The following is a 13,579-nucleotide window of genomic DNA, read 5'->3' as shown; positions in this document are numbered from 1 at the left end:
GTTGCGAAGAACACATCTAACATGAATACAGCCTAGAAGTTTGTTACAACTCGTCTAAAGTCATTGTTAAAACGGAGAATAGTTTTATTGCTAATCATGTTTTACCTGGTAACAACTTAGCATGATTGAATTTTGTAAAGAATCTTTTGGATGATAATTAAATTTTAATTTGCCAAAATAAATCCCTTGGTAAAGTGATCTCGCTTGGTTTCTTTTTTGTTTGGCACTATTAAATACTTCGAAGTCAACAATACTCTGACGATTATCTATTAATGGCTGAATGAATGACTTAATGTCTAAGGGGTAGATTGCAGATAGCTTTTTCTTATAGGCTAACTCCGGCAAAACAACATCTGTAATCCGCTTTAGCTCAGTTAGATTAACACCTAATAATTCAGCGACATGCTTACTAAACATCACCATAGAATTAAGATTATTGCCTTCTTCAACCCGAGTTGTGGCAATACCTTTCAACTTATGGACTATTGGCCAGTTTTTATCATATAAATTTCGAACGAATAGGTTTATCGGAAACAACCGTATTGAATCCGGATAGCCGCAGTTTGATTGGATGATGTTGGTTAGTTCATCAAACCTACTTGGCTTGGATGGCAAGTTTTTCAGTAGCTCCAATCCAGCTCGCAGATTTCGATTGAAGTGATGTGGCTTAATTACTTTATCCCTCTTAATCAGAGCGATGCCTGGGTTCAATAAAAAATAGTGAGCTAATAAGCAATCAAGAGCCTGTTCAAAAGTTAAATTAACAAGTGTTAGTGGAATATTCCTGACTTGTAATCGTTTGCCGCAGTCGGGGTTGGTACAGTATCCGGTTATCAGTCTTTCGCCCCATTCAAGTTGCTTGTCGCAGCAGTGGCAGGTTCCTAGTAGTAAACATTGATGCTTACTACATATTAACACTTCCAAATATTGCCAAGATTGTTTGTAGTATCCGTATTCTTCGATGCATTTAGGACAAATTCTGGGTTGTGAGAATATAGGTACAGCGAACAATGGTGATAGATTGCCTTTATATAATCGAGTTTGTGTGTTGAGCTGGCAACCAGTTAAATTTTGTATGTATTTACTATTAGTTGCAGACAAATGCCCATGCGAAAGACTTGTTGCTATTGATCTTGGTAGCCATTGATATAAATTTTGAAATCCGTTGGCTAGTGAAAGCCGGTAGATATAACCGATCACATTTTCGTCATGTAATTGCTTTGGCCTTATTGAAAGCATCATGTTTTGTTCTTCCAACTATCTAGCAAATCTGTAACCTCTGTATTACTTAATTGCTGAACATCAAAAGGATTTATCGATTTTGAATTGATAGATAACCGGAAGCTATCGTATAGATCGGTAAGGTCTATCGTTGTTTTATCTGCGCGTAGAAAAGAAAATAGCTTATTTACTAGCCCAATCTTACCTTTAGTTGCTATGTATACTCGGTTGAGTAGCTGTTTATCATCTAAAGAGAAGGTTTTGAAAATATACTTACCACAAAAGTAATTAATACAGTCCAACCAAGCTTGGCAACGTTGGGGGATTGGCTCAATCATACGTTCAGCTATAAATCTTCGAGACAATTGTTCTTCGCCATATACTAAGTTGTCTTTGGTACCATACTTTAATGCGAGTAGTCTTGAAGACATTGGTGTGCCAAGCAAGATCATTGGAATCTTTGAGCAATCAATTAAGGCTGCAAATTGTTTTGCCATCCGTTGGGCCATGATACCGTCGATGTCTGGCAAACATTCTTGCACTTCATCAATAATAATTAACTCAACACGGTGCTCTCTAAGTAAGTGTATGAGTCTCTCTTGAATTAAGTACGCTTTGGAGTTTACTTTGTTGGGGATAGCACCGAGCGCTATTATTAATTGCTGCAATAGGTCACTTGCAGTTTTGGTTTGCACTAGTTTGCAATATAAAACAGGAAATATGGCCCTATCGCTTAGTTCGATAGGTGGATTTTGTTCAAAATAATGCTTAGCTAAGAAAGTCTTACCAACGCCTGACTCACCTATTATCAGTAAAGAATACTTTGAGGCTAAGCTTGAATGATGTATCTGTCTTATTACATTTAGGTGTTCTTGCAATCTAGGGTGGTTAAACATAGGTTAATCATCACTTTCAGGCTCGTTCCACTCAGTGTCGTCATAGTATTCATCAAGTTCTAACTGCTGACCTTTGAGGTTATAGGACTTCGATTTAACCGCGCTACTAGCTTTAGTTTCTGGAGCTTTGGTTTTGCTCTTAAGAGGCTCTCTTTTGTTATTTGCCTCAATCACACTTTGGACATCACCATACTTGCCGAACGCTTCCTTTAGATCTCCTGTTTTTAGGGTGCTAGTCCGTCTCGCAGTTTTTTGAGGACGTCGCGTAAAGTGTGCAATATCTGGTGATCTTCGTTTGGTTTCCACTCTGGCTCTGTTCAGCTCTTCAAATGAAATAGCTGTATCACTATCACCTATATCTTGGTGAGGCACTATAATCGGTCGGTAGCAGGAGTCCCCTGGTAATCTGTAAATAACGGTAATTTCGCGCGCATCATCAAGATCTCTTTTAACAATAACATCGGGACTTTTCTTATCGCCTACTAGGCGTAAATCGTTATATACAGCCTTTAATTCAGTGCTTGAGTATGTCTGATAATCAAGGCTTATGTTGCCTCGTTCGTTTAATGTTCTTACTGTTTCCTCCGTTCGGAAGTGGTGCTTAACGTTTTCATATCCAATATTTATTGACGGATGGGTAGACTCAGCATTATTCCAAACAGTTATTGGCGCAAGACCATTTAATTGAGAGTGCGGGCTGGTGACAAAAGTATGTAAATAGTCATTTAAAGCCAGCATAAATTCTGAAATGGTGATTTGAGCAGCCTTTTTGACGTTTTCAATCTCAGGCTTAAGTGAATCTGTATCCGTTCGCTTCCCTAGGTAGCCCAAAACACCTATGTGAATTTGGCCATTTTGGTCTTTACTTACTAGTCCTTCGAAAAACTCTTTTCTAAGGGTATTAAAGAAAGACTCAACAAAAGGCTTTTTCCATGGCTGACCGGTAGGTGTGCGGATATATTCTATTTTTAAATCTTCAGTCAGCTGGTGTGTCGTGGAAGAACTAAATCCAGGACCGTTATCGGCAATTAACTTTTCAGGTTTACCGTATGCATTAACATATTCTTTATTTGGAATGAATATTGATTTTATTAACTTGGCCACACCACGAGTATCTTCAGCGGTTCCAAATTCGACGGTGAGGCCAATGGGCAACCGAGTGAAACAGTCAATTGCAGCGTAAATACTCACACATCCAGTTGGCTGCAAAGTATCATCATCGAGAAGTGATAAATTAAAACTTGCTCTATCTAATTCTACTCGCTCTAATGGCCTTGATGTTTTAATCTTTCTGAGCAACGTACGGATAGCCTTCTGATACTGATTGTGGTTACCGGCCTTTGCTACTCTGTCTATTTCTTTATTAACTTTGATGCGTCGGCGGAAAGTTGATTCACTAGCAATTTTTATATCGTTACTTTGTTTCATATAAGCTTCTTGGGCGAATAGTTTGTATGCCTCATAGCCTCGCGCTATGTTAGGGGAGTTAGCTTTTAGCCAGGTTTCTGTAGCGAAGTGTTCAACGACATCATTGGATGCTTTATCTAGTCTTTTGGGAACTGATGGCGGCCTAGGAAGCGCCTTTTTGATATCATTCCCAGCATCTTTAAATGCTTTCCACCACTTGCCAATAGTTGATTTTCCGGGATGGCGACAAGTACCGTAATCTACCTCTACTTTTTTCTTCAAAAGTTTATAGGTTTCATCCGATGTCGGTTGATGTCCTTCACCTACAAGCCATAAAAGCGAATGCAAATATGGCGCTCTTCTTTCAAAATGTTTCTGCTGATAAGCGTCAAGGTTTTCGATATTTGCAGGTAAGTCAGATACGCGAGCTAATTTTTCTTCTTTTAGTTCGTTTACAAAGTCACTAATAGTAAATGCTAGGGGACTACCAGAGTGACCTTCAGGTTCACAAAAGACTGATGTATCCGAGCAAGTAACTACGCGGAAATGCTCTTCAGCGTTATTTACAAATACAGCGTTTTTGAAAATTTGAGGGTGCATGGTAGCCTTCAATAGCCGGTGCGAACTATTTCGGATTCGTAGCTTAAATTAGAGTATTCAACAGGCGCATATACTTTTTGGGCAACCATTGCCCATGCCTCATGAATCGAGCCCATCGCATTTTTTTCTAGATACATAGCCAGCTTGGCTATTGATGTGTACTCAGGGAAATCTTCATCAATATATATATGGCGAATATCGACATCTAGAAACCGGTACAGCTTATCTAAAGTCGATAGGTTTACTTTCCTTAAGTCTATGTCTGTTTTTAAGACTAAATTTAAGCGGAGCGCTTGCTTGATAGCAGAGTGGTTTAATTGAAATTTTCTAGTGAATTCGTCATCACCATCGATCACGCTGAACATTTTTACTTCGATAAATTCAGCTGGCTTAGATTTGTACATTACTAGAAAGTCTGGCGTATAGCTTCGGCCATGAACATTAATGGTTCCTGGTTGGGTCGTATAGCAAATCACATTACCATCAAACTCTAAGCTTAGGGCAAAGTTACGCTCTAAATTAGATTCACACCAAACATGGCAACCATTTTTTCGGCTGTAAAAATTTATTTGATGCTTCGATTTATGCTTTCTGTGCAGTTTACGTGTATTCACGCTTTAACCTTTCTAACTAGTACAAATTCTAAGAGATATTAATCTGAACTAGAAATTGTTACTAACGGGATCTTTTTCACATACTTAACTACTAAAATAGTATTATATGACTTTAGTAGGATTATAGTATTTAGCAAAGTTTTATATGGTGTGAGACAGTTATCTACTTATAGTAAGGGTAAGTAGATGAATGATTTTGCCAAAAAGCTTGGATTAACAATAAAGCTTGAAAGGACTCGCAGATCTATGAGTCAGGAAGAGCTATCTGATCTAACAGGTATGACACAAAGTCACCTAAGTAAAATTGAAATTGGTAAAGTAAATATTACCGTCATCAAATTAATGTTGATTGCTGAGGCATTTAACTTAAGTATTAGTGAGCTATTGGAACTGGTTGATTCATAAAAAATAATGATAGCCAAGGCTATATTGGACTGCATTTACCCAATGTTCAAAGGAGTTATGAATGGGAAATTACCACAACGATCAACCGATAAATGGAGGGTCTGAAGATCCTGATTTACTAAACAGGTCTGATTTTGCTAATCATTTAGCAAATATACTTCTGCTAAATCATGATGATGATTGTTTGACTGTTTCTTTAGAAGGTGAGTGGGGTTATGGAAAAACGTCAGTAATTAATCTCATAAAATGCGCCTTACATGAAAAAGAATCTGCACCAATCATTATTGAATATAATCCTTGGTTAGCTGGTAGACCTGAATCGCTAATTCAGGATTTTTTGCTCCAATTTTCTTCGCAACTTAATGTCCAGGACAACCCAAGTGTAGCTTCAAAAGCCGCGAAAGAGCTTATTGCTTATTCGAAGCTTTTCAGTGTTGCAAAGCTTATTCCTGGTGCAGAACCTTGGGCTTCAATAGTTGAAAACGTATTATCAACATCAGGAAAAGCAACCGAACAGCTTGCTAAATTAAAAGAACTGGACCTTTTAGGAAAAAAGAAACAGGTTGTAGATGCAATCAAAGAAGTTAAAAACCCTATAGTTGTAATTATTGATGATATTGATAGGTTAACCCCACCTGAAACATTTCAAGTTTTGCGCCTTGTTAAAGCTGTCGCTGATTTTTCAGGCACTTCATTTTTATTAGCTTTTGATGCAAATTACCTCACCTCTGTTTTAGATAATAATGGCATTGTAAATACGTCGGAATATATAAATAAGGTGGTTCAGCTTAGAGTACCTCTTCCTGTTATTTCCGAAAGGGGGATGAGTGAACTTGCTAATGTTGAATTGGAGCGTTTAAGTAATAAACACTTAAACGACAGATTTGAATCTGACCAAGATCGATTAAGCTGGGTTTATCATAAGTACTTCAAACACCTTATTAGAAATCCTAGAGAATTAAAACGGTTTTTCAATCACTTGAGGTTTGTATTAGAGCAAGTTGAAGGGCAAGTATGTTTTACAGATCTTTTTTCATTATCAATTATTTCAACAAAAGCTAACTCTATATATGAGCACATTAAGAGAGTACCAGAAGCATACATAGGAAAAAGATTTTCAAATGATGGGCTTTTAATTGATAAGCCTAAGGATGTTGTTGAATCGTATAATGATGAACGGCTGAAAATTTTACAAGAATTCGATGATAGAGATCGTTATTTATTGACGGGGCTTCTAGGAAGTATTTTTCCGCTTATAAAATCTGACGATATTACAATGTATCAAGTCTCCGAAGCAGATGCAGACTCTGCGGGAAGAGTGTCTGCGCCGCAAAGGCTTCATATTGCATTTCATTATAAAACACCAGTAGGATATATTTCAGATCAAGATATCTTAGGTTTTATTTCTGGAGATATTGATAGAGGTAGTTTTCTTTATCGAGTTACTTCGGAAGGTGCTGAAGAACGATTCTTTGAAATGATAATGAATTATGCAAAAGAATGCAGAACCAATAGCTTTGATATTTTGACATGTATTTATGATACGTTTCTTACATCTCCCAAATTAATAGAGCAGCTAAAAAGCAACTATGGTTTCATTTCTACAGAACTATACAGTCGAATGAACTGGGTTACAAATGCAGTTATAACTAAAAGTGATGATAAATTTACACTTATAAAACAGCTTGTTAATAGGCTAGAAAGTGCTCCATTGGCTGCAGATGTCTTGCGAAAAGTTCGATCTCAAATCTATGGAGAAACAAGTAGTGGCGAGGTTTGGATTTCTAAAAACCAACTTAAACAGCTTGAGGTTGACTATCAACATGTTGCTGTTAAATCATTGAAAGAAAAGAGACACACCGAACATGATTTTGATTCGCATATATTTTACGAGCTATGGAGATCGTCTAAAAACAAGGCTGCACAGTTCTTGTCTGAAACCCTGAATAATGATGATGGAATTATTAGGGTTGCTGAAATCATTGGACATTCAGGCAGAGATTCAACTAATGGCCCTTACTCTCTTATTGATGAAACTAGTTTTAATGGCGTTTTTGATATAGATACTCTTCGAGAACATGCAAGACAAGTAGATATTGCAAGCCAACCCATTCATATACAAGCAACTTTAAATAGTATTCTTGATGGAAAAAAATATTACTTAAGAGATGGTACGGAAGGTGAAAGGTGGTAGCTTTCGCAACCAATGCGATTATTAATTTATCTTTATCCTAAAGATAATGACTTGGTTACTAAAGTTTAAATAACCGAGGATGGAAGAGATTCTATTTTCGGGTGACATATCCCATAACCTTATTGTAACATTCCCATATACCCACCACTTTGTGAGACATTGACCATTGGTGTTGCTGTTAAAAGCTGAAAAAACACTAGCTAATAATCATTAACTCCTTTAATAACAATGGTTTATGCTTTATCGTCGATTTAATTTAAATTTTAAAAGTTTTTACTAATTGTAACAATCATTAACTCGCGTACAATTTGTTAACAGTTACAGGACGTAACTTAGAAATAAAATCAAAAAAAATCAGGATAGTTAGTACGGATGCTATAGGGATTATCAGGGATTGAAAAATTGCGATTAGGATGATCGAACAACATTGAAGTTGTACCCAATAGGGTTATGGACAGTGAATAAAGTGTCAGGATGACCGAAAAGAAAAAATAAGTATGGAAACGTGTCTAAAAGAAGGAACGCGAATTAGGAATTCAGGGCTGGAATACCAGACACTGGCAAAGGTTTGCCGAAAAGCGGTAGTTTATGACTACCGTTTTTTTTATCCATTTTTTACCTTTCACACGTTCAGCGTAAGATTAATTTTTAAGTGTTAGCACTTAGTTCAATAAATAACCCCCTCTTTTAAAGATAAAATTATTGTTTTAACCCCTAATGGCGTAAAATATAGCTATCGACAGACAGCTAGTATATTTAATTATGGCCAGAAGTAAGAAATCACGTAAAGAAGGCGCTTTAATGAAGAAGCTTAATCTAAAGCGCCCTGAAAAAATTGAAAAAGAAGCACGCAAGCGCAAATCGACCGGTAATAAGGCCGGCAGTCGTCAACAGGTTGTGCAATCTAAGACCGACCAAAATCAATCCTCACAGAGTAAAGATCCACGTATTGGTAGTAAAAAGCCAATTGACTTAGGTGTGCAGACGATTGTTGAAAAACCTAAAAACCAATCAAGCAAGGTGCAAACCAAGCAGTCTTCAGTTGCTAAGGTCTATGTTCAAGATAACACAGAAGCGCTAGAGCAAGAGTTATTAGCCATTGAAAATAATATGGAATTGCATGCCTTGTCTGAACGCTCTGAAGCAGGAGAAGAGCTTACTAATGACGAGAAAGATTATCTAGAGTCTAATTTAGCAAGATACCAGCAGCTTCTCGCTCAATTGAATCTTGAACAAGATGATGACGAGGATACCGATACCGACGTCGATTCTGAAGATGATATGTGGGACAAGCTAGACAGCTATAATTTTGATGACTACAAAGATCAATAAGGGTAATTAAGTGGTATACGGTGTTTATTGGCTCATTGCTGGTGTTATTGTGTTGCTTCTGGCTCTTTATGCTGGGCGATTGTTATGGCAATTAAGACAACAAACAATTGCCGAAAAGGCGCAAAAGCAAAAACTACAGGCGAAACAACTTCAACGCGATATTGATGTTCTTAATAGCGTGATTTTAATTGCGAAGGCGATGAATCAACAGCAATGCGATATTTCAGAAGGTTGTTGGCGCTTGTCAGTGCTTATTGAGTCCATGGAAAGTCATGCCGATAGGTTTATTGAGAAATTTCCTGCTATATTTAATTTATATAATGATATCAAACATATGCCTATACTTGACAAACGAAAGGCGCTGTCTAAAAAAGAGCGCTTAAAACTTGATTTAGAGCGCATGGGTATCGAAGAAAAGCTTGAACCTGAAGTCAATAGAAACGTTGAAGGATTGGAGCCTTATGCAATCGAACTTAAAGTAGAGTTGCAAGCGAGGCTAAGTCAAAATTAGATAATAAAAACTAGGATAATAATATGTCGGACCAACTGAAAGTAGCTTTTACCAAACGAATTGTCGATTTACAAAAACGGATCACGGCAATCCATGAGGAGTTTGCTGAGGGGCGTCCGGCTGACTGGTCTGAACAAGCTGGAGAGCGAGAAAACGACGAAGTGTTAAATGCCTTAGAGTCGGAAGCCAAAGTTGAAATCCAGCAGTTATCCGACGCAATCAGTCGTATCGAACAAGGTACCTATGGCTATTGTGTCGATTGCGGTGAAGAAATTGCCCGAGCTAGGTTAAATGTTCAGCCTGCGGCAATTAAGTGCATCGACTGCGCAGACTAAAAAACATTACTCGCTTATGAGTATTTAAGTTGTTAACTGGTTGTATTTTAAACTCTGGTTGTTGCAGATCAAAGTGACAAACAAACCTTTTTACTATAATTATTACAATTGTTTTAAAAAGGTTTATTAGAATGTCATTTAACGAGATGTTTTCTCCAGAGTTGCTTGCGAAATACAATGTCAGTGGTCCACGTTATACCTCCTATCCGACAGCCGTCGAGTTCTCAAACCAGTTTATTGAATCCGATTTGTTAAATGCCATTTCTTGCTCCGAACATAATGAGTTGTCTTTATACGTCCACATCCCATTTTGTCACAGCCTTTGCTATTACTGTGGTTGCAATAAAGTTGTAACCCGTCATTCTCATAAAGCCGATGAATACCTGGAGTATTTATTTAAAGAAATATCATTACGCGCACCGCAGTTTGCAAGCTATACCGTCAAACAACTGCATTGGGGTGGTGGTACGCCTACGTTTCTAACCAAATCACAAATTAGCCAACTGGTCGCCAAACTTAAAGAGACATTTCAGTTTGCTCAAGATATTGAAATGAGTATCGAGGTCGATCCGAGGGAAATTGAGTTAGACGTTGTCGATCACTTATTTTCAGAGGGTTTTAATCGTTTAAGCATTGGCGTTCAAGATACTGATGAAATCGTTCAACAAGCGATTAATCGTGAACAAAGTACTGAGTTTATAACTGCGCTGGTTCATAGAGCAAAGTCGGTTGGCTTTCGCTCTGTTAACCTAGATTTAATCTATGGCCTGCCACACCAAAGCTTAGCAACATTTGCAAAGACTCTCGATGCGGTAAAAATAATGGATCCTGATCGCATTTCATTATTCAGTTATGCTCATTTACCGTCTCGCTTTGCCTCTCAGCGTAAAATTCGTGACGAATGGCTGCCATCGGCCGATGATAAATTTGCGTTATTGCAATTTGCAATCGAAAGCTTTTTGGCTATGGGCTATGAGTTTATTGGGATGGATCACTTTGCGAAACCTAATGATGAATTGGCCATTGCCCAAAAAAGTGGTTCTTTGCACCGAAATTTCCAAGGCTATACCGTGTTAGATGACTGCGATTTACTTGGTCTTGGGGTTTCTTCTATTAGCTCTATTGGCCAAAGCTTTAGCCAGAATGTCAAAACATTGAAAGAATATTATGGATCTATTGATGCGGGTTTAACCCCGTTAGAGAAAGGCATTGTAACGAGCCGAGATGATGTGATTAGAGCGGTGGTTATTAAAGATTTAATGTGTAATTTTAAAATATCAAAAACCAAAATATCAGAGCAATTTGGGATTCATTTTGATCAATACTTTGGTCAGGATATCGCCAGTTTACAGACGTTTATTGATGACGGCCTGTTAACCAACAATGATGATGAAATTAAGGTGGTGCAAAAAGGGCGTTTGTTGATTCGAAATATTTGTATGTCGTTTGATGCTTACTTGCGAACCAAGTTGCATCAACAAAGATTTTCACGAGTTATTTAATCGCTTAGTTCACTGATCAGACATAACCGATAACAAAATCAAGGCCATTGCTTGTTAGATATAAGCAGTGGCCTTGTTGGTTTTTACCCTCTTTTGCTTGCTCTACCCATTGATAAAATACATTTCGATGTATCGATGCATACAAGTTTCTGCGCACGTTTGCTATAAGCTTGCCGTGTTCATCGAAACCTAAATCTTTGGGTTTGGTAATCCATATCTCGTCATCGAGATTGGTCAGTAATTTCAGCAATAATACGTTATTTTGGCTCATCCATTGCCACTGGGTGATAACAAATGGCCGATGTTGAACTCGAATTTTCATTTTCTCAACAGGAGTGACCAAGAAGTAATCCTCGGCTTCTTTGGTCAACACCGACGACAGCAATTTAACTAGGCGCTTGCGCTCAATTTTACTGCCTTGATAAAACCAGTCGCCATTCGCTTTTATCTCAATGTCTATCTCACCACAATAGGGCGGATCCCATTGCTCAACCTGAGGGATTTTAATTTGTTTACTGAATTTTTCTAATGACATATCAGGTTTATACCTACAACAATGAATGCCCGCTATATCTCGATATAGCGACGCCATCGCATGCTTGAGCGACGTGGTTTAAGCCGCATAGTTGGTCACTTTGTTTTTACCCGTGGTTTTAGAAAGGTACATTGCGATATCGGATTTTTTGATCACCGATTCTAAATCGTCATCACTGGTCACATTGGCAATACCCAAACTTATGGTCGTGGTAAATTCATGTCCATCGGCTTTTATCACCGTTTTCTCAATGGCCATCCTCAATCGTTCTGCTAATATTTCGGCATCATCTTTGTGATTATTGTGACACCCGATCATAAATTCTTCACCACCAATACGACCACAAAAATCACTGACCCGAATGATCTGTTTGGTTAATTCGCCAATTATTCGCAGGGTTTCATCACCGGCAGGATGTCCATAGTGGTCATTAATCTTTTTGAAGTTGTCGATATCAAAGGCGATGAAAGACAATGGTTTACCTTGACGCATCGATTGCGCAATCGCCATCGTTGCAAGGTTCATAAATGCACGCCTATTTGGCATTTGCGTAAGCATGTCCGTTCTGGCCTCAAATTCTGCTTGTTCTTTGGCAACTTTTAATTGTTGGTTTTGCTCTTTAACCTGTTCTTGTAAGGCATAGGCTTCTTTATACGCTGAAGCAATGGTATCTAAGTCTTCTTTTGAACCTTCGTAGTAATGTGCTTTGGCTTTGATGTACATGGCGAAAATCAAGCATAGCAATACCGACAATATGCCAATAGTGGGTAAAAACACCATACCCGCATAGGGGTCAACCCAACCCCAAGATTGCATGTTAATTAAGACTAATAAGCCAAATAATAACGTTTGGGCAATGAGCATCGCCGACATTTTTTTCTCACCTTGGCGCGCGGTTAATCCGGCGGCAATGAGAGCAAAGGGGAAAATAAAGACCGCCAGTTGTTGCACCTGCTGTGCTTTGTGATCAAAGCCTAAAATCGACAGAGGTACTGTTGTTAGGGTGAGTATTAACGTTATATAAATTAACTTATCTGTTTTTAACGAATGATAGGCAACATTGGAATAAACCCGCATAAATTGAATACCCGAGGCAATCATTACCGCAAAAGATAGAGTGCCTAAAGGATAAAAATCTAAATTTGGAATATAAAGGTTGATGATACCCGTGGTAAGCCCTAAAGCGGGCAAAGTGCTGATGGCAAATAGGCTATACCAAATAAAAAACTTTTCTTCGAGAAACTTATACGCCATCAAACTAAATAAAGCCGACACCAGTATGAGCGACATCACCATGCCAAAAATAATATGTTCAATATTAGAACTGTGAATTAATACCGGTAACGAGACCAGTTGAAAATTAAGGTATCTTGGTGTGGGCACATCACTAAAGCTTTCAATCAACACTTCACGAGTTTCATTGGGTTGTAATTTTAGTGGCAGTGAAACCCGAGCCGTAGGTAACGCCCTTTTGGTTAAATTATGACGGATGTCGTCGGTGATTTTTTCAAAGTCTAGATTGGAGCCTAAAGGACGGTGATATAGAGCCATAATCGATGGCGTCGTTGTCGGAGACTGTATTTGAATGTCGACAAATTCATCACTGACATTTTTTATTTCTAATTTGAGCCAAACAGAACCCGCAACATTACCGACAAACGCTTTGGTTAAATTGGCTTGCTTCAATGTTTTTAATTCGGTTGAGGCAGATACTTGTTTTGCTGATAATTCAGAGTCCTGGTCAATAATAAAAGAAACGTGGTTGGCTATGGAGGCGATCTTTTGATTGGGAAACAGCTCCAATTCTTCTGCCGATGTGCTTAAGCTAAATAAACATAAAAGGTTTATCAATAAAACGAGGGAAAATGTTTGTTGGTATTGTTTGTATCTCTTCATCGAGCTCGCTCCCTAAAACAGTCCTTGTACACGACGTCAGCAAAATCCATCTTGGGTGATTTTTTATTATCGTTAACTACAATTTAACAGATATTCCAGATTTTTATAGTTAATTGATTAAAAATAAAACG

Annotated in this window: 12 protein-coding genes; 6 read left to right on the top strand and 6 right to left on the bottom strand. The window is 38.0% G+C overall.

Going from position 1 to position 13,579, the window contains the following annotated elements; translation table 11 throughout:
- Positions 1–90 precede the first annotated feature (90 nt).
- From ACAY00_RS14490 to ACAY00_RS14475, 4 genes are read right to left on the bottom strand one after another with little or no spacing between them, the layout of a single operon-like run.
- The gene (locus tag ACAY00_RS14490) at positions 91–1,242 is read right to left on the bottom strand and encodes a TniQ family protein (RefSeq protein ID WP_371375265.1); all 1,152 of its coding nucleotides are present in this window, start codon (positions 1,240–1,242) and stop codon (positions 91–93) included.
- Positions 1,239–2,117 (bottom strand): AAA family ATPase, encoded by an 879-nt coding sequence (locus ACAY00_RS14485; RefSeq protein ID WP_371375262.1) that lies wholly within the window; start codon positions 2,115–2,117, stop codon positions 1,239–1,241. The genes ACAY00_RS14490 and ACAY00_RS14485 overlap by 4 nt, the downstream gene beginning before the upstream one ends.
- Positions 2,118–2,120: 3 nt before the next feature.
- Positions 2,121–4,124 (bottom strand): hypothetical protein, encoded by a 2,004-nt coding sequence (locus ACAY00_RS14480; RefSeq protein WP_371375259.1) that lies wholly within the window; start codon positions 4,122–4,124, stop codon positions 2,121–2,123.
- 8 nt (positions 4,125–4,132) lie between these two features.
- Positions 4,133–4,738 carry a hypothetical protein gene (locus ACAY00_RS14475; RefSeq protein ID WP_371375257.1) on the bottom strand — a complete coding sequence of 202 codons (606 nt, stop codon included), beginning with the start codon at positions 4,736–4,738 and terminating at the stop codon, positions 4,133–4,135.
- 186 nt (positions 4,739–4,924) lie between these two features.
- Here ACAY00_RS14475 and ACAY00_RS14470 point away from each other — a divergent pair, with 186 nt between their 5' ends.
- The 6 genes from ACAY00_RS14470 to hemN all read left to right on the top strand — a co-directional run bounded on the left by ACAY00_RS14470 (position 4,925) and on the right by hemN (position 11,017).
- Entirely contained in the window at positions 4,925–5,143 is a 219-nt protein-coding gene (locus ACAY00_RS14470) for a helix-turn-helix domain-containing protein (RefSeq protein ID WP_371375254.1), read from the top strand.
- A gap of 61 nt (positions 5,144–5,204) precedes the next feature.
- Complete coding sequence (locus ACAY00_RS14465) at positions 5,205–7,337, top strand: P-loop NTPase fold protein (RefSeq protein WP_371375251.1); 2,133 nt, start codon at positions 5,205–5,207, stop codon at positions 7,335–7,337.
- Between the two features lie 762 nt (positions 7,338–8,099).
- Complete coding sequence (gene yihI, locus ACAY00_RS14460; protein ID WP_371375248.1) at positions 8,100–8,669, top strand: Der GTPase-activating protein YihI; 570 nt, start codon at positions 8,100–8,102, stop codon at positions 8,667–8,669.
- A gap of 10 nt (positions 8,670–8,679) precedes the next feature.
- A complete protein-coding gene (locus ACAY00_RS14455) occupies positions 8,680–9,180 on the top strand; it encodes a DUF2489 domain-containing protein (RefSeq protein ID WP_371375245.1) in 501 nt (166 codons plus the stop codon).
- 23 nt (positions 9,181–9,203) lie between these two features.
- Positions 9,204–9,515 carry a TraR/DksA family transcriptional regulator gene (locus ACAY00_RS14450; protein ID WP_371375242.1) on the top strand — a complete coding sequence of 104 codons (312 nt, stop codon included), beginning with the start codon at positions 9,204–9,206 and terminating at the stop codon, positions 9,513–9,515.
- 161 nt (positions 9,516–9,676) lie between these two features.
- Positions 9,677–11,017 (top strand): oxygen-independent coproporphyrinogen III oxidase, encoded by a 1,341-nt coding sequence (hemN, locus tag ACAY00_RS14445; protein ID WP_371379756.1) that lies wholly within the window; start codon positions 9,677–9,679, stop codon positions 11,015–11,017.
- Between the two features lie 16 nt (positions 11,018–11,033).
- Here hemN and ACAY00_RS14440 read toward each other — a convergent pair whose 3' ends face one another.
- Together ACAY00_RS14440 and ACAY00_RS14435 are read right to left on the bottom strand one after the other, a co-directional pair.
- Positions 11,034–11,552 (bottom strand): DUF1285 domain-containing protein, encoded by a 519-nt coding sequence (locus ACAY00_RS14440; protein WP_371375239.1) that lies wholly within the window; start codon positions 11,550–11,552, stop codon positions 11,034–11,036.
- Positions 11,553–11,630: 78 nt separating this feature from the next.
- Positions 11,631–13,448 (bottom strand): diguanylate cyclase, encoded by a 1,818-nt coding sequence (locus ACAY00_RS14435; RefSeq protein WP_371375236.1) that lies wholly within the window; start codon positions 13,446–13,448, stop codon positions 11,631–11,633.
- Between the last annotated feature and the right edge of the window lie 131 nt (positions 13,449–13,579).

The organism is Thalassotalea sp. 273M-4 (assembly GCF_041410465.1).
Taxonomy (GTDB): Bacteria; Pseudomonadota; Gammaproteobacteria; order Enterobacterales; family Alteromonadaceae; genus Thalassotalea_A; species Thalassotalea_A aquiviva.
The sequence above is the reverse complement of the archived record's forward strand: the minus strand, read 5'-3'. Positions and strand labels throughout refer to the sequence as shown.

Excerpts from the sequence above, each read along its gene's own strand:
- ACAY00_RS14440 (WP_371375239.1), bottom strand. The coding sequence starts at position 11,552 with ATGTCATTAGAAAAATTCAGTAAACAAATTAAAATCCCTCAGGTTGAG.
- yihI (WP_371375248.1), top strand. The coding sequence starts at position 8,100 with ATGGCCAGAAGTAAGAAATCACGTAAAGAAGGCGCTTTAATGAAGAAG.
- ACAY00_RS14465 (WP_371375251.1), top strand. The coding sequence starts at position 5,205 with ATGGGAAATTACCACAACGATCAACCGATAAATGGAGGGTCTGAAGAT.
- ACAY00_RS14480 (WP_371375259.1), bottom strand. The coding sequence starts at position 4,124 with ATGCACCCTCAAATTTTCAAAAACGCTGTATTTGTAAATAACGCTGAA.
- ACAY00_RS14435 (WP_371375236.1), bottom strand. The coding sequence starts at position 13,448 with ATGAAGAGATACAAACAATACCAACAAACATTTTCCCTCGTTTTATTG.
- ACAY00_RS14490 (WP_371375265.1), bottom strand. The coding sequence starts at position 1,242 with ATGATGCTTTCAATAAGGCCAAAGCAATTACATGACGAAAATGTGATC.
- ACAY00_RS14485 (WP_371375262.1), bottom strand. The coding sequence starts at position 2,117 with ATGTTTAACCACCCTAGATTGCAAGAACACCTAAATGTAATAAGACAG.
- ACAY00_RS14470 (WP_371375254.1), top strand. The coding sequence starts at position 4,925 with ATGAATGATTTTGCCAAAAAGCTTGGATTAACAATAAAGCTTGAAAGG.
- ACAY00_RS14450 (WP_371375242.1), top strand. The coding sequence starts at position 9,204 with ATGTCGGACCAACTGAAAGTAGCTTTTACCAAACGAATTGTCGATTTA.